The 15,786-nt window shown below is 65.3% G+C and carries 17 protein-coding genes; 10 read left to right on the top strand and 7 right to left on the bottom strand.

Translation table 11 applies throughout. The features are described from left to right. Positions 1 to 78: 78 nt before the first annotated feature. The 4 genes from ASG86_RS08155 to ASG86_RS08140 are packed head-to-tail and all read left to right on the top strand — an operon-like array spanning position 79 to position 4,277. A complete protein-coding gene (locus ASG86_RS08155; protein ID WP_082566731.1) occupies positions 79 to 1,041 on the top strand; it encodes an aldose 1-epimerase family protein in 963 nt (320 codons plus the stop codon). A gap of 36 nt (positions 1,042 to 1,077) precedes the next feature. Then, positions 1,078 to 2,409: an AI-2E family transporter gene (locus ASG86_RS08150; RefSeq protein ID WP_056332371.1), complete on the top strand. Its 1,332-nt coding sequence runs from the start codon at positions 1,078 to 1,080 to the stop codon at positions 2,407 to 2,409. Positions 2,410 to 2,412: 3 nt separating this feature from the next. Next, positions 2,413 to 3,651, top strand: a complete 1,239-nt coding sequence (gene ilvA / locus ASG86_RS08145; RefSeq protein WP_056332369.1) for a threonine ammonia-lyase — start codon at positions 2,413 to 2,415, stop codon at positions 3,649 to 3,651. 8 nt (positions 3,652 to 3,659) lie between these two features. Continuing rightward, on the top strand, positions 3,660 to 4,277 hold the full coding sequence (locus ASG86_RS08140) for a rhomboid family intramembrane serine protease (protein WP_056332367.1): 618 nt from the start codon (positions 3,660 to 3,662) through the stop codon (positions 4,275 to 4,277). Between the two features lie 117 nt (positions 4,278 to 4,394). Here the strand turns inward: ASG86_RS08140 and greA are convergent, their stop codons facing one another. Both greA and ASG86_RS08130 read right to left on the bottom strand, forming a co-directional pair. Further along, complete coding sequence (gene greA / locus ASG86_RS08135; protein WP_056332365.1) at positions 4,395 to 4,889, bottom strand: transcription elongation factor GreA; 495 nt, start codon at positions 4,887 to 4,889, stop codon at positions 4,395 to 4,397. 151 nt (positions 4,890 to 5,040) lie between these two features. After that, the gene (locus ASG86_RS08130; protein WP_056332362.1) at positions 5,041 to 5,499 is read right to left on the bottom strand and encodes a DUF4307 domain-containing protein; all 459 of its coding nucleotides are present in this window, start codon (positions 5,497 to 5,499) and stop codon (positions 5,041 to 5,043) included. Between the two features lie 128 nt (positions 5,500 to 5,627). Here ASG86_RS08130 and mca point away from each other — a divergent pair, with 128 nt between their 5' ends. Continuing rightward, the gene (mca, locus tag ASG86_RS08125) at positions 5,628 to 6,533 is read left to right on the top strand and encodes a mycothiol conjugate amidase Mca (RefSeq protein WP_056332360.1); all 906 of its coding nucleotides are present in this window, start codon (positions 5,628 to 5,630) and stop codon (positions 6,531 to 6,533) included. A 98-nt stretch (positions 6,534 to 6,631) separates the two neighbouring features. After that, entirely contained in the window at positions 6,632 to 6,973 is a 342-nt protein-coding gene (locus tag ASG86_RS08120) for a hypothetical protein (RefSeq protein WP_056332358.1), read from the top strand. A 42-nt stretch (positions 6,974 to 7,015) separates the two neighbouring features. Here ASG86_RS08120 and trhA read toward each other — a convergent pair whose 3' ends face one another. Then, positions 7,016 to 7,759, bottom strand: coding sequence for a PAQR family membrane homeostasis protein TrhA (gene trhA / locus ASG86_RS08115; protein WP_442854293.1), 744 nt, complete (start codon positions 7,757 to 7,759; stop codon positions 7,016 to 7,018). A gap of 146 nt (positions 7,760 to 7,905) precedes the next feature. Here trhA and ASG86_RS08110 point away from each other — a divergent pair, with 146 nt between their 5' ends. Then, positions 7,906 to 8,667, top strand: coding sequence for an isoprenyl transferase (locus ASG86_RS08110; protein ID WP_056332355.1), 762 nt, complete (start codon positions 7,906 to 7,908; stop codon positions 8,665 to 8,667). Positions 8,668 to 8,906: 239 nt separating this feature from the next. Next, positions 8,907 to 10,325 carry a PhoH family protein gene (locus ASG86_RS08105; protein ID WP_056332353.1) on the top strand — a complete coding sequence of 473 codons (1,419 nt, stop codon included), beginning with the start codon at positions 8,907 to 8,909 and terminating at the stop codon, positions 10,323 to 10,325. A gap of 373 nt (positions 10,326 to 10,698) precedes the next feature. Here the strand turns inward: ASG86_RS08105 and ASG86_RS08100 are convergent, their stop codons facing one another. Continuing rightward, the gene (locus ASG86_RS08100; RefSeq protein ID WP_056332351.1) at positions 10,699 to 11,346 is read right to left on the bottom strand and encodes a GNAT family N-acetyltransferase; all 648 of its coding nucleotides are present in this window, start codon (positions 11,344 to 11,346) and stop codon (positions 10,699 to 10,701) included. Between the two features lie 36 nt (positions 11,347 to 11,382). After that, complete coding sequence (locus ASG86_RS08095; protein WP_056332350.1) at positions 11,383 to 12,183, bottom strand: hypothetical protein; 801 nt, start codon at positions 12,181 to 12,183, stop codon at positions 11,383 to 11,385. 59 nt (positions 12,184 to 12,242) lie between these two features. Here ASG86_RS08095 and ASG86_RS08090 point away from each other — a divergent pair, with 59 nt between their 5' ends. Continuing rightward, entirely contained in the window at positions 12,243 to 12,788 is a 546-nt protein-coding gene (locus tag ASG86_RS08090; RefSeq protein WP_056332348.1) for a prepilin peptidase, read from the top strand. A gap of 41 nt (positions 12,789 to 12,829) precedes the next feature. Further along, positions 12,830 to 13,300: an NUDIX hydrolase gene (locus ASG86_RS08085; RefSeq protein WP_056332346.1), complete on the top strand. Its 471-nt coding sequence runs from the start codon at positions 12,830 to 12,832 to the stop codon at positions 13,298 to 13,300. Between the two features lie 21 nt (positions 13,301 to 13,321). Here the strand turns inward: ASG86_RS08085 and ASG86_RS08080 are convergent, their stop codons facing one another. Both ASG86_RS08080 and ASG86_RS08075 read right to left on the bottom strand, forming a co-directional pair. Continuing rightward, positions 13,322 to 15,007 (bottom strand): MDR family MFS transporter, encoded by a 1,686-nt coding sequence (locus tag ASG86_RS08080; RefSeq protein ID WP_056332344.1) that lies wholly within the window; start codon positions 15,005 to 15,007, stop codon positions 13,322 to 13,324. Further along, positions 15,004 to 15,675: a TetR/AcrR family transcriptional regulator gene (locus ASG86_RS08075; RefSeq protein WP_056332342.1), complete on the bottom strand. Its 672-nt coding sequence runs from the start codon at positions 15,673 to 15,675 to the stop codon at positions 15,004 to 15,006. Before ASG86_RS08075 ends, ASG86_RS08080 begins: the two co-directional genes overlap by 4 nt. Positions 15,676 to 15,786: the final 111 nt, after the last annotated feature.

Raw genomic sequence — 15,786 nt, 5'->3', positions numbered from 1 at the left:
AATAGTTAACAACAAAAAGTAACAGAGCAGGTGGCAGGGCGCTGCCCGATTCCGGCAGCGGCATGTACCGTAATGCCCATGACAGCCTCTTCCAACGACGGAACGTCCACCCGCTCATCCATCCGCTCCTGCGCTACGGGCCGGCAACATGAACTCCGCCGGGGCGACGCCGTGGCCGTGGTCACCGAGCTGGCCGCGGGGCTCCGCTCGTTCAGCCGGGGCGGGATCCAGCTGACCGAAACCTACGGCGATGACCAGATCGCTCCCGGCGGGGCTGGCATAACGTTGGCGCCCTGGGCCAACAGGGTGGAGGACGGCGTTTGGTTCCTGGATGGCAGGAAGCAGCAGCTGGACATCACCGAGGTGTCCCGCAACAATGCCAGCCACGGCCTGCTGCGAAACACCGGCTACGCGGTGCTGGCGGAGTCCCCGGAGGCCGTGGCCCTGGAAGCGACCGTTTTTCCGCAGCACGGCTACCCTTTCCTGGTCCGGCACAGGGTGGAGTACCGGATTTCCGAAGACCTGGGACTGCGCGTCAGGCAAAGGCTCACCAATGACTCCGCGGCAGCCGCCCCGTTTGTCCTCGGCGCCCACCCCTACCTGCGGCTTGGCGACACTCCGGTTGAGGAATTGCAGCTGACCGTTTCCGCCGCCACCCGGCTGGTGACTGATGAGCGGCTGATTCCGCGCAGCTCCGCCCCTGTCGACGGGGATGTCGACTTTCGTTCGGGCAGGCACATAGCGGACCTGGCAGTGGACGTTGCCCTGACGGACCTCCGCTTCGAGGACGGCGCAGCCCGCCACACCCTCGCAGCCGCCGACGGCAGCGAGGTATCGCTCTGGCAGGACGAGGCCTGCCGGTACGTCCACGTCTACGTGAGCACGGTCTACCCTGACCGGAGCCGGGCAGTGGCAGTGGAACCCATGACGGGCCCTGCGAATGCATTCAACTCCGGCGACGGCCTGCGGTGGCTGCCGCCGGGGGAGTCCTTCAGCATGGAATGGGGCATCGACTACAAGCCCGGCACGGCAGTGCAGTAGTTTCCCATTGGGCCACCGCTGCGGAAGTATTGGCATATGACGCCAAAAGAGGACGACGTTACCCTGGCCCACCCGGACCCCCTACCCGCGCCGGCACCTGCTGCGCCGCTGCGGGTCCTGACGGACCGTGAACTGGACAAGGACATACCGTACGGCATCCGCATCGCCGCTTCATGGTCATGGCGGCTGGGCCTGATCCTCCTGATGGTGGGGACGCTTGTCTGGCTGCTCAGCCACATCACCCTCCTGATCATCCCGGTCATGGTGGCCGCCCTCCTTGCCGGTCTCCTGAGCCCGGTCACGGCGTGGCTGAAGCGGCGCGGACTGCCTGCAGGCCTCGCTGTTGCCGTGACAGTCCTTGGGTTCATCGGTGTCATCGTCGGCGCGCTGGCCCTGGTGGGCAGGCAACTCGTGGTTGGTTTCGGCGAGCTCTACTCCCAGGCGCTCGAAGGCGTGCGGCAGGTCCAGGACTGGCTGTCAGCCGGCCCCCTGCACCTGACCGCCGCCCAGATCGACCAGTACATCAAGGAAGCCACCGACGCGCTGCAGAACAACAGCAGCAGCATCCTCAGCGGTGCCCTGTCCTTCGGCAGCACCGCCGGCCACTTCGCCGCCGGAATGCTCCTCTCGCTGTTCATCCTCATCTTCTTCCTCCTGGAAGGTGACCGGATCTGGGCGTTCCTGGTCAGGATGCTTCCCCGGAAGGCCCGCGCCGCGACGTTCGGTGCGGGCCGCAAGGGCTGGGCGTCCATGGTCAGCTACGCCCGCATCCAGATGTTTGTCGCGGCTGTCGACGCGCTTGGCATCGGCGTGGGTGCCGCCATCATCGGTGTCCCGCTTGCGCTTCCCCTGGGCGTGCTGGTTTTCCTCGGCTCCTTCATCCCCGTGGTGGGTGCGCTTTTGACCGGCATCGTCGCCATTCTGCTGGCCCTGGTGGCAAACGGCCCCATCAACGCGCTGATCATGCTGGCCATCGTCCTGCTGGTCCAGCAGCTCGAAGGCCACATCCTGCAGCCGCTGGTCATGGGCAAGGCAGTTTCGCTGCATCCGGTGGCAGTGATCCTCAGCGTTGCGGCGGGGTCCTACCTCGCCGGGATCCCCGGAGCGCTGTTCTCCGTACCCATCCTGGCCGTAGCAAACTCGGCTGTTCGCTACATCGCCGCCAGAACGTGGGAACATGAACAGGTGCCGGTAATCGCCGGGAAGCCCATCACGGCCGGAGCAGGCGGGGACAACACCATCAAGGACGTTGAACCGCCGTCTGCACCAAGTTCGGGGCGGGACACGGCGTCCGGCACCCCCGCCGAACACCGTGATGCCCGCGCTTCCTCCCCGGAAGGCACCGGAGCAGAACCCAGAGGAGAGTAGTCCGTGAAGATCCTTGAAACCCTTCCCGTCACACTGGACGATGTCCTTGAGGCGCAGAAGCTGCTTGACGGGATTATTGCGCGCACTCCCGTGGAATCGTCGCGGGCGCTGGGGGGCATGGTAGGCGGCGATGTCTATTTCAAATGCGAAAACCTGCAGCGTGCGGGCTCGTTCAAGGTTCGCGGCGCCTACGTCCGGATGGCGCGGCTCTCCCCTGACGAGAAAAAGAGGGGAGTGGTGGCAGCCTCCGCCGGCAACCATGCCCAGGGCGTTGCCGTAGCCGCCAAGAGCCTGGGCATCAAGGCCCGGATCTACATGCCGCTGGGCGTGGCACTGCCCAAACTCGCCGCCACCCGCAGCCATGGTGCCGAAGTGGTCCTGCACGGGCACAACGTGGACGAGGCGCTCGCCGAAGCCCAGCGTTACAGCAACGAAACCGGCATGGTCTTCGTCCATCCCTTCGACAATGTGGACGTGGTGGCCGGCCAGGGCACTGTGGGCCTGGAGATCCTGGAGCAGGTTCCCAACGTTGACACGATCCTCATGGGCGTGGGCGGCGGGGGGCTCCTGGCTGGGGTCGCCGTCGCCATCAAGGCCCGTGCCAGGGAACTTGGCCGGGAGATCCGTATCATCGGGGTACAGGCGGAGAACGCTGCCGCCTACCCGCCTTCGCTAGCAGCCGATGCACTGGTGCCGTTGAAGAAGGTCTCCACCATGGCGGACGGCATTGCCGTGGGGCGCCCCGGGCAGCTGCCGTTCAGCATCATCCGTGAACTGGTGGACGATGTTGTCACCGTCAGCGAGGACTCCCTGGCCCGTGCCCTGATCTTCCTGCTGGAACGGGCCAAGATGGTGGTTGAACCCGCCGGTGCGGTGGGTGTCGCCGCGCTCATGGACGGCAAGATCGAGAACCCGGGAACCACCGTGGCGGTGCTCTCCGGCGGCAATATCGACCCCATGCTCATGCTGAAGGTGATCCAGCGCGGCCTCTCCGCTGCCGGCCGCTACATGACGGTGCGGATGATGCTCGATGACCGCCCCGGCTCGCTGGCAACCATTGCCCGGATCATTGCTGAAAACGATGCCAACGTCACCGGCCTGGACCACACCCGCGTGGGAGGTTCCATCAGCATGGGTGACGTCTCCATCACCGTCAACCTGGAAACCAAGGGCCACCAGCACGGGGAGCAGGTCCTCAGCGCACTCCGTGCCGAGGGCTTCCAGCCGATTGTTGTGCATTAGGAGCGGCCGTGGCCGGACTGATGGGTAACGGGCGGGTCCCCGAGCGGCAGGCCATCGCCTCCCGTGCCAAGGGCGGGCTGGTGGTGCTGGGTGGTTTTGTGGCCCTGCTGTTCGCCATCGAAGTGGTCAACACCCTGATGATGGGGGCCCTCACCCGAACCTTCGGCCTGCGGCCCAGGAGTGCCGACGGGCTGCTGGACATCTTTACCTTCCCGCTCCTGCACGCAAACCTGGGCCATCTGCTCTCCAACAGCCTGCCCCTGGTCATCTTCGGCTTCCTGGTGTTTCTCTCCGGGCTGCGCGTGTTCCTCACAGCCCTGGCCTTCAGCTGGCTCGGCAGCGGGCTGACGGTATGGCTCATCGGAAACGGTGTCACCGTGGGCGCGTCAGGGCTGGTCTTCGGGCTTTTTGCGTTCCTGCTGGTCAGGGGTTTCTTCAACCACAGCTGGCGGCAGATCCTGCTCGCCGTGGTCCTCTTCATGGGCTACGGGAGCATCCTCCTGGGCGCCCTGCCGTTTGTGGCCGGCTACGTGAGCTGGCAGGCCCACCTTGGCGGCGCCGTGGGCGGCGTGGTGGCGGCTCTGCTGCTGCGTCCGCGCGGTCCCGCTACGCCGCGGCAGTTTTAGCGCCCGGGTGGCGCAAACCGGCAGAAGGACATTAAACGGAAGCGGCGGCCATTCCCCTGGGGGACGGCCGCCGCGTTCTGCTTTTGCGCTGGCTGCTTTGGGGCCGGCGCTGCTGAGCTAGGGTGCGTAGGGCTTTGCGGAGAGGATCTCCACCTTAATGTCCTTGCCGTTCGGCGCTGCGTAGCTGAGGGTCTCGCCCTCCTTGTGGCCCAGGATGGCGGCACCAAGCGGTGACTTTTCGCTGAAGACATCCAGGTCCGAGTCGCCCGCAATTTCGCGTGAACCCAGCAGGAAGGTCTCCTCGTCGCCGGCGATCCTGGCTACGACAATCATGCCGGGCTCCACGATGCCGTCATCGGCAGGCGATTCCCCCACGTGGGCGTCACGGAGCAGCACCGTCAGCTGGCGGATGCGGGCTTCAATTTTGCCCTGCTCCTCCTTGGCTGCGTGGTAGCCCCCGTTCTCCTTGAGGTCCCCCTCTTGCCGCGCTGCTTCAATCTTCTGGACGATCTCCGCCCGGCCTGCGCCGGAAAGGTGGTCCAGCTCTGCCTTCAGGCGGTCAAAAGCTTCCTGGGTGAGCCAGGCTGCAGATGCGCTGTTGGTGGTAGACACGGACTTCTCCTCTAGTGGTCCTACATGCAAAAGACCCCGCCACGGTGGCCACTTGTGGAACAGTAACCAGCTCAGCGGGGTAAAGGTATCTCCCTATTGTAGTCAATCCTCTGGAGATAACCCAACACGGAAGCGTCCCACATCACACCCATTAGGACGTCCCGCCGGGAATCCAGCAGCTGTCCACCACACCCGATACGGACTCCGACTCCGTGCGCAAGGTAACGCGCTGAGCCACCGTCCTGCCGCCGTCGGCCGTTCCATCCGCTGCCGACGGCGGGATGTCCACCACTTTCCAGCCCACGACTGCAAACTTCGAATCCAGTGCCTTTACGGCGCATTTGACGGGCTTGCCCGGTTCGCGCGTCACCTGGAAGTCCACCTCCGCGACCGTGGCATCGGTGGTGCTGTAACCCACGTCCTTGAACGTCACTCCGGAGAGCGAGTTCGAAGTGGTCACCCACGCAAGGAAGCCGATTCCCGCAGTAAGTGCCAGGCCGACCGCAACCCGGGCGGCGGTAGGGGAGAGCCGGCGCTTTTTAGCACCATACCGATTGGCTAGGCTAGTGTCTGCGGGCGCGGATTGGGCCGGCTGGTCCGGGGAAGTCACCAGACCAGTTTAGTTCCCTTTCCGCCTGCTCTTTGCGGTGGCTGCAGCTGCCGGTGAGGCAGCGCACCCGCAACAACATCCACAAGCTGCCAAAGCCGTGCAAAGAAGAATAAGGAGCCGTCCCCTCCATGACAGCGTCCAGCAACAACCAGGTGCCGCTCCGGCTGCTCGCAGTCCACGCCCACCCGGATGACGAATCCAGCAAGGGCGCTGCGACCATGGCCATGTATGCAGCTGCCGGCGTGGATGTCCTCGTGGCCACCTGCACGGACGGATCCCGCGGCGATATCCAGAATCCGGCGGTGGAGGGGGAGCCGCACCCCAAGCGGGATATGGCCGGTGCGCGGAGGCTGGAGATGCAGCGCGCGGCCGCCATCCTCGGCATCCGCCAGCGGTGGCTCGGATTTGTCGACTCGGGCCTTCCCGAAGGGGACCCGCTCCCGCCCCTCCCGGCGGGATCCTTCGCCACCCTTCCCCTGCACCAGGCCGCGGCGCCCCTGGTACGGCTGGTGCGTTCCTTCAAGCCCCACGTCATCCTTAGCTACGACGAAAACGGCGGCTACCCCCACCCGGACCACATCATGGCCCACCGGGTGGCCGTGGAGGCTTTCGAAGCCGCAGGCGATGCCGAACGCTACCCGGAGGCAGGGGAGCCGTGGGAGCCGGGCAAGCTCTACTACGACCGCGCCTTCAGCCCCGAGCGGTTCCGGGCGCTGCACTTTGCACTGGAAGAGGCGGGGCTGCAGTCACCCTACGCAGAACGCCTGGCCGCATGGCTGGAGTCCGATGCAGAGGGGCACACTCCGCCGCCGGCCGCGCATGCCACCACCACCCAGATTGACTGCGGTGACTATTTCGAAGTGCGCGACGACGCCCTGCGTGCCCACCGGACCCAAGTAGACCCGCTGGGGTTCTTCTTCGCCGTTTCGCCCGACATGCAGCGCCGGGTCTGGCCTTGGGAGGACTATTCGCTGATCCATTCCAGGGTGCCCTCCGAACTCCCCGAGAAGGACCTGTTCGCCGGGCTAAGATAGACACGGCAGGCTATTTCTATCTTGCGTAGAAGATAGGTGCGGCGACGGCCGGTCCCGTCCGCTTCCTGCTTCATCCGTTCCACCAGAAGGTAACAACCGTGCAATCTCTGCTCCTCCGCCTCGCCACCACGCCGTCACCGCTGCCGACTCCGACGTTGCGGGAGGGGATTTCGGAGGACCAGGTGACACCGGGCCTGCTGGGGTTCATCATGACGGCTTTCTTCGTGGTGGCAACCGCCCTGCTCATCGTGGACATGGTGCGGCGCATCCGCAGGGTGCGCTACCGGGCCCAGGTGGAGGAAGAGCGCCTGGCGGCCGCCGCTGCTGCAGACGTTGATGCTGCGGATGCCCAGGATGGGCTCGACGGCGGCACGCACCCGGGAGTTGGCGATTCCGAAGGGGACGGGGCCGGCAACGGACACCCGCGGCCGCGCAGGTAGAAATCTTTTGGTGGCTATGCCAGCCCCACGCTGTGACGGGCTTTAGCCAAGGACCGCCATGGCGATCGCCGCGAAGTGGGCAGCGAACGCGAATACGGTGAACGCGTGGAACAGTTCATGGAAACCGAAGTGGTGATAGCTGAAGTTCGGCTTTTTCAGGGCGTAGAAAATGGCGCCCGTAATGTAGAGGGCGCCGCCCAGGCAGATCAGCACGGCTGATGGCGGACTGGCCTGGAAGAACTGCGGCAGGTAGAACAGCGCGCCGCAGCCCAGTGCGATGTAGATGGGCACATAGAGCCAGCGGGGCGCGTCAGTCCACAGCAGCCGGAACAGCACGCCGAGGATGGCTCCGGCCCAGATGACCCACAGGAGAACCACCGCCTGCCCGCGTTCGAGAAGCGTCCATGCCAGCGGCGTGTAGGTGCCGGCGATCACCAGCATGATGTTGGTGTGGTCCAGCCGTTTCAGGACGAGCTTGACCCGTGGGGACCAGTTGCCGCGGTGGTAGACGGCGCTGACACCGAACAGCAAAACGCCGGTGGCAGCGTAGATGGCGGAAGTAATCCTGCGGTCCGCCGTGGGGGCAAGGACAACCAGGACGATGCCGGCGGCAAGGGCCAGCGGGGCGGTGACCGTGTGGATCCAGCCGCGCCACTTCGGCTTGATCATCAGGAGTTCCGCCAGTCGGACGGCGGCCTCATCCACGGCGCTGGTTTCTGTTTCAGCGCCTGTGTTGGGGTCCTCCGGCTGGGGCCCCCGGAAGGCATGCGGAGAGTCGCTGTTCATGGCACCAGAATAACTTACGGACCGGTAAGTTACTGGTCAGTAACAATCGGGATGGGTCCCCTCCAGTGCTGGCGTTCCCATTCCGGCCCGGGCGGTAGCCTAGGATGTGGATGTACGTACGGCAGGAAAGTCAGGTGAGTGGACGCGTGGAGTTGCCCGGGTTCCTCTATGGCTATTACGAACGCCGGCTGCTCAAGGATCTTCCACGCGACCGGATTCCCCGGCATATCGGCGTCATGGTAGACGGCAACCGGCGGTGGGCTAAGCAATTCAATGCACCCACCAGCCAGGGCCACCAGGCCGGTGCGGACAAAATCCACGAATTCCTCGGCTGGTGCCAGGAACTGGGCGTCAAGGTAGTGACCCTCTACATGCTGTCCACGGACAACATGAACCGCTCCAGCGAGGAACTGGACCTCCTGATGGGCATCATCGCCAACACCTTGGACCGGTTGGACGAAGACGCGAACATATCCGTCCATGCCATGGGTGCGCCTGAACTGCTCCCGGACTACCTGGCCGAACGCCTCAACAAGCTCACCGCCCGCACCCCCGTCCGCGAAAAGATCCACGTCAACGTGGCAGTGGGCTACGGGGGCCGCCGGGAGATCGTCGATGCCGTCCGGGAGCTCCTCCACGACGCCGTCGCCAAGGGCATGGACATCTCCCAGCTTGCCGACGACCTCTGCGTCGACGACATCTCACGCTTCCTGTACACCCGCGGCCAGCCGGACCCGGACCTGGTGATCAGGACATCAGGGGAGCAGCGCCTGTCAGGCTTCCTTATGTGGCAGAGCGCCTACAGCGAGTTCTACTTCTGCGAGGCCCTGTGGCCCGCGTTCCGCAAGGTGGATTTCCTCCGTGCCCTGCGGGACTACGCCGGCCGCCAGCGCCGCTTTGGCACCTGAAACCCCCGGTTCATAACGAGTTCATACACCTGCAAGGGAAATCGCCGGGTAATGGTTGCGGAAATTACCCTGAGTGGATTTACGTTATATCCATCAGCAGGCAAAACCGCCGGCTGATCGGGGAGGCCAGTACATGGAGCGAAACATCGCACCGGTTGTATGGGAGGCCGGACCCGGCCTCCTGGCCGAGCCGCCTCACCAATAACAATTCCGGGCTGGCGCCCGGGGCTGGAGTCGATGTGGCTACTTCTGAACAACTGCCCGAGGTCCTGTTTGGACAGGGCGGAAAAGCTACCTCTCGCGCCGAGCGAGCTACCTCTGAAGCCGGCGCAGCAACTGATGCTGCGGCCGGTTTTGCTGTCTCCGGAAGGGAAGCCGACATCCACACCTTCGTCATTGACACCTCAGTCCTCCTCTCCGATCCGCGCGCGCTCCTGCGGTTCGCTGAGCATGAGGTAGTGGTTCCCGTCGTGGTCATCACCGAACTCGAAGCCAAGCGGCACGACCCCGAACTTGGCTACTTCGCACGGAAGGCCCTGCGGCTCCTGGACGATCTCCGGGTCAAGCACGGCGGCCTGAACCGGCCCCTCCCCATTGGTGACGAGGGCGGCACCCTGATGGTGGAACTCAACCACATCTCCTCCGAGGTGCTGCCCTTGGGTTTCCGCAGCGGGGACAACGACAGCCGCATCCTCGCCGTCGCCAAGAACCTGGCCAACGAAGGACGCAACGTCACCGTCGTGTCCAAGGACTTGCCCATGCGGGTCAAAGCCTCCGCCATGGGCCTCACTGCCGACGAGTACCGCAACGAACTGGTCAAGGATTCCGGGTGGACGGGCGTTGCCGAGATCGAAGCCGATGAACAGGACATAGCCACCCTGTACGGCCACGAACCCGCCTATATCCCGGCGGCGGCCGAACTGCCCGTCAACACCGGGCTGGTCCTGCTGTCCAACCGCGGCTCCGCGCTGGGCCGGGTGGGCGCGGACAAGCAGGTGCGCCTGGTCAAGGGCGACCGCGACGTGTTCGGCCTCCATGGCCGGTCCGCGGAGCAGCGGCTGGCCATTGACATGTTGATGGATCCCGCCGTCGGCATCGTCTCCATTGGCGGCCGCGCAGGCACCGGCAAGTCGGCGCTCGCCTTGTGCGCCGGCCTTGAAGCCGTGCTGGAACGCCGCGAACACCGCAAAGTGATCGTCTTCCGGCCCCTCTATGCGGTGGGCGGGCAGGAACTTGGCTACCTGCCGGGCTCCGAATCCGAGAAGATGAACCCGTGGGCGCAGGCCGTGTTCGACACCCTCGGGGCGCTGGTCAGCCAGGAAGTGGTGGAGGAGGTCATGGACCGCGGCATGCTCGAGGTCATGCCCCTCACCCACATCCGCGGACGCTCCCTCCACGATGCCTTCGTGATCGTGGATGAAGCCCAGTCCCTCGAAAAGAACGTCCTCCTCACCGTCATGAGCCGTATCGGCCAGAACTCCAAGATCGTGCTCACCCACGACGTCGCCCAGCGAGACAACCTGCGCGTCGGACGCCACGACGGAATCGCCGCTGTCGTCGAAACCCTGAAGGGACACCCCCTCTTCGGCCACGTCACCCTCACCCGCTCGGAACGTTCACCGATCGCAGCACTCGTCACGGAACTCCTCGAGGGCTAAATCAACTAAGCAAAGGGCCGTGGCCGGGTTCGCCGGGCTACGGCCCTTTTCGTGTGTGGCAACGGCCGGGTTCGTCCGCCCCGGGTCCTTCGCCGTCGCTTAGACACCTCCCGACGCGTTGCTTCGGTCGCTGAGCGACCTGCGCAACGCTTTGGTCGGCGATGCGCTCCTACACGAAGCACCCGGACCGGACGTGTGCGAAGCGCGCCTTAGGTGCACGAACAGGCGCAAGCCGGGCTGCGATTCTTCTCGTAGGAGCGCATCGCAACGCATCGGCCGCCTGAGGTCGCCCGCGACCGAACGTGGCCCTATGCGTTGTGTCTAAGCGACGGAGAAGAATCGTGGCCTGGCGAACTCAGCCAAGATGCGGCAATCACGTGACCTTCAGGAAGTTCGCTGCTGCTTCGTGGCCTTTGACCTGGAGTTGCCAGTCCGGGCGATTGAATGTTTGCGGGGTGACGCGCACGTGCTGGACTGTTTCGGCTTTGGGTCCCCAGGCCTTGCGCGTGGTGCCGTTGAGTTCGTAGCCGAGGGAGCGGGACACGCCCAGGGAAGAGCTGTTCCAGATAGCGGCCTCGGATTCGGCGACTTCCGCCTGGAGCCAGTCAAAGGCCCAAAGGACGACGGCGGCACGCATCTCCGTGCCCAGGCCGTGGCCCTGGACGGACTTCTTGAGCCAGGACCCGGTGCTGACTGTCCGTAGGGCCGCGAAGTCTTTGGCCTCAACATCCTGGCAGCCGACGAACCGGCCTTCGTGCCAGATTCCGAGGAGCAGTGTCCAGTTTTCGGGCCTGCATTCAGCGCGGCAGCGCCAGTACCAGCGGGCCATGTTGGGACCCAGTTCCTCATCCGGCAGCTCCGTCCAGGGAGTGCTGAACGGATTCCGGCCGGCGTCGTGGATTCCGCCGCGGGCCGCAGCCACAGCCGCGGGAATGTCCTGGTCGGTCATGGGGCGCAGTTCCAGCCGCGGGGTGCTCAGCGTGAGGTCGAACAGCGGCCAGATGGAGCCCAGGGTAGTCATCCGCGAAGCCTAGCCGATGGGCGCCGGGCAGGCTTGTCACGCTTTGGCAGGGATGTCCCAGCTGATGTGGCGGCGGACGTCGGTGAGATTCATGGACTCGGCCAGGAACAGGTCGTCGAGCATGTACTCGTCCACGGCGAGGATCCGGATCCAGTGGCCATACTCCTCTGTTTCCTGCTCCAGGGACTGACTTGACACGCAGACGCCGGTGCCCGTGTCCACCCGGAGGAGGGAACGGCCGGGAAGGCAGAGGGGAGCGGCAGGATCACCCGGGCGGTAGGCGGGGTTGGGAGTTGCAGCCGCCTCCAGGACGGGCCGGCCTTCATGCTCGGCGAAGCGGGTGTCCCGGATGTCCAGGGCGTTGGTGCCAGGGAACTCGATGGGCACGGGGGCGTTGCCTGCGAGCTCCACCGGGTCCAGTGCGGCCGAAAATCGTGCGTTCCCGAACCCGGGCTCTCCGTACGCGGCTTCGGGCCGGCGGCGCACCAGTCCGGCGTCGTCGTACACGGGCGTGACGAGGTGCGGGGGCAGGAGCCAGGACTTGCGGGTGGCGCTGACGTAGATGCCGTCACGGGAATCGTTGATCCCTGTGGTGCTGTGCAGGACGCGGCCGTCCGGGCTTTCAAGGCGGAGCGCCCCGGGACGGCGCAGCCACGCACGGACGAACGGTGCGCCGGGAGCGGGAGCCGACGCAAAGGCCTGGTCCCAGTACTCAAAGCGCAACGTCTGCCACTTCCATGGGGAAGACCGGCAGAGGTTCCGGAACATCGCGGCCAGGTCCACCGGGACGCCAGGAGGGCCCGGAACCGGCCGGCGCCGGGAGTCCCAGGTCGACATATCCACATTTTACGCACGGGTGCTCCGGCCGGAATGGTGGATCCAGTAGCATCCGAGGGGTGATTGGACGACTCGGTGAACTCTGGCAGCACACTCCGCTTGCGTTCTGGCTGGTACTGGCTGCCTGCCTCTACTTCGCCGTGATGGCGGTCCGGCTCACCATCATCGACGTCCGGCACCACCTCCTGCCCAACAGGATCGTTTTCCCCTCCTATGCGGTGGCCGGAGTGCTCCTCCTGGCGGCGGCCGCGGTTGCGTGGGCCGGTCCCGTCCCGGCCGCTGGCAACACCGGCGGGCTCCTGGCCATCCCCGCCCTCCGCGTGGTGGCCGGGGCCGCAATCCTGTGGCTGTTCTATTTTGTCCTGCGGTTCATTTACCCGCCCGGGATGGGCTTCGGCGACGTCAAGCTTGCAGGAGTGCTCGGGATGTACCTTGGCTACCTCAGCTGGGGGCACCTCTTCGCGGGCACCTTCCTGGCGTTCCTGCTGGGCGGGCTGTGGTCCCTGGCCCTGCTGGCGGCCCGCCGGGGCACCCTGAAGTCGGCCATACCATTTGGCCCGTTCATGCTCGCCGGGGCCGCAGCCGCCATGCTGCTGCCCGCCTGAGCAATCCCGGTTGTTCGGTGACTGTTCGGTAGGCTGGCGGTATGCCTGCACCTGAATACGTCCTGAAGCTGCGCGAAAAGATCGGCAACGATCCCCTCTGGGTCCCCGGGGTCCGGGGTGTCGTGATCGACGACGCCGGCAGGATCCTGCTTGCCCAGCGTGCAGACAACCGGCAATGGGCGCTCATCAGCGGCATGCTGGACCCGGGGGAGCAGCCTGCCCGGGGCCTTGTCCGGGAGATCTTCGAGGAAACCGCCGTCGTGGCGGAGGCCGAGCGGGTGGTGTCGGTGGGTGCCGTTGGGCCAGTCACCTACCCCAACGGCGACATCTGCGAATTCCTGGACGTTGTGTTCCTGTGCCGCTACGTCTCCGGGGAGGCAAGGGTCAACGACGACGAATCCCTTGAAGTTGGCTGGTTCAGCCCGGATGAACTACCCGACCTCATGCCCGGCCACCTCACCAGTATCCGGCAGGCGCTGGTGCCCTCCGCCGCCGTCCACTTCGAGCCCTAAAAGCCAGCCGGACGACGGCGGTCAGCGGCCCGGCGACACCAGCTCGCCGTCGTCGTCCTTCACAGCGGCGCCGGTACCTGCGGCGCCGTGCCCGTGCGCAGCTGAGCCGGACAGGCCGGCTGCCAGCCGCTCGGCTTCCTCTCCACCCACTGCCTCGCCGCGTGCCACCATTCCGGCGGTATCGGAGAGCGGGATCTGCTTCAGCGTGACCGCCAGGAGCAGCGCCACCGCGATGAACGGCAGCAGGTACCAGAACACCGGTGCCAGCGAATCGGCATAGGCGTTCACGATGGCGTCCCGCAGCTGTTCCGGGAGCTGGCTCAGCGCCTGCGGATCCAGGGTCCGGGTGGACTGTCCGGCCTGCTCGGCCGAAGCCCCTGCCCCCGTGAAGGCGTTGGTCAGCGCCTCGGAAAGACGGGTGGTGAAGATGGAGCCGAACACTGCCACGCCCATGGCGGCGCCCACTTCGCGGAAGTAGTTGTTGGTGCTGGTGGCGGTGCCGATCTGTTCAGCCGGCACCGAGTTCTGGACTACCAGGACCACCACCTGCATGATCAGCCCAAGGCCTGCTCCGAAGACGAACAGCTGGACGCAGATGACCCAGATGGGGGTGCTGGCCGCGAGCGTGGTCATCCACAGCATGGCCGCCAGGGTGAGGACGGCGCCCAGGATGGGAAACATCTTGTACTTGCCGGTCTTGGAGATCCGGATGCCGGAGTAGATGGACGTGCCCATGAGGCCTGCCATCATCGGGAGCATCAGCAGGCCGGATTCGGCTGCGGAGGTGCCGGAGGACATCTGCAGGAAGGTGGGGACGAACGCGATGGCGGAGAACATGCCCAGGCCCAGGGTGAAGCCGATGGCGGTGGCATTGATAAAGATCCGGTTCCGGAACAGGCTCAGGGGAATGATGGGGTCCTCGGCGCGGCGCTCCACCATCACGAATGCGGCCGCAGAAACCAGCAGGCCGGCTCCAAACGCCCACGTGAGGGGTGAATCCCAGCCCTCATCCTTCTTGCCGCCAAAGTCGGTGAAGAAGATCAGGCACGTGGTGGCGGCGGACAGCAGCACCACGCCCAGGATGTCGATCCGCTTTTCGGCCTTCTTGTTGGGCAGGGTCAGGGCGAACCAGGCGATGGCGAACGCTGCAAGCCCCACCGGGATGTTGATGTAGAAGGCCCACTCCCAGGTGAGGTGGTCCACGAAGAAGCCGCCCAGCAGCGGTCCGGCCACGGCGGAGAGGCCGAAGATGGCACCCAAAGGGCCCATGTATTTCCCGCGCTCCTTGGCGGGAACGATGTCGGCAATGATCGCCTGGGAAAGGATCATGAGCCCGCCGCCGCCGAGTCCCTGGATGGCGCGGAAGATGACGAAGCCCCAGAAGTCGGTGGCCAGTGCGCAGCCAATGGAGGCCAGGGTGAAGAGTGCGATGGCCGCCAGGAAGAGGTTGCGCCGGCCCAGGATGTCACCGAACTTGCCGTAGATGGGCATCACGATGGTGGTGGCCAGCAGGTAGGCAGTGGTGATCCAGGCCTGGTGTTCCACGCCGCCCAGTTTGCCCACGATGGTGGGCATGGCGGTGGAGACGATGGTCTGGTCCAGGCTGGAGAGGAGCATGCCCGCAATCAAGGCGGAGAAGATGATCCAGATGCGTTTTTGCGTGAGCAGCAGGGGCCCCGCGGCCGTCCTGGTGGTGGCGGTACTCATGATTGTCCTTTTGCGGCGGTGGTGTCCGGAATATCGAACGGTTGGGAAAAAAGAACGCTGGCTGCGGAGATGTTCTCCAGCAGCAGGTCGGTATAGCTGCGGGTGTTGCCGTCGGAGAAGTAGGCCACGCTGCTCTTACGGGCGATGGTGCTGAGCAGCACCACGGCCATTTGCACCACGGGGTGGTCCGGGGCCAGCCCTTCGCGGCGGGCGACGTCCCTGGCGAACTGGGCTTCCCGCTGCTCCGTCACGCCGATGATCCGCAGGATCAGCTGGGGTTCCTTGTGGACTACGCCAATGAGCTGCCGGGTTTCCTCTTCGGAGGCCGACATGCCTTCTGCCAGGCGGAGGGAGAGCCGGACGAGGTCGCGGAAGAGCGTGGGGGAGATTTCGCCGGCGGGGGAGTCCGCGCCGCCGGCGACGAAGTCGTCGATCACATCGGCCGGGATGTCGTCCTCGGCGTGGCCGATGATGGCGTCTTCCTTGGTGGGGAAGTAGTTGAAGAAAGTGCGTCGCGAAATGCCGGCGGCCTCGCACACTTCCTCCACGGTATAGCCGTTGAGGCCACGCTCGGCTGTGAGCGCCCTGGCCGTTGCCGTGATGGCACCCCGGGTAGCGGCACGTTTGCGCTGCCTCAGCCCGGACTCCGACGTTGCACTTTCTTTCACAGAGTGAAGTTTTGCATCATTATGAGATTAGTGCAAATTTATTTTGGTCCCGGGAGGCGAAGCTTAAAGTACGACGGCGGCCGGCGCCTTTCGTGCGAAAGGTGCCGGCCG

The organism is Arthrobacter sp. Soil764 (assembly GCF_001428075.1).
GTDB lineage: Bacteria > Actinomycetota > Actinomycetes > Actinomycetales > Micrococcaceae > Arthrobacter.
Note: the sequence above shows the minus strand (reverse complement) of the source record. Positions and strands in the feature narration are given on the sequence as shown.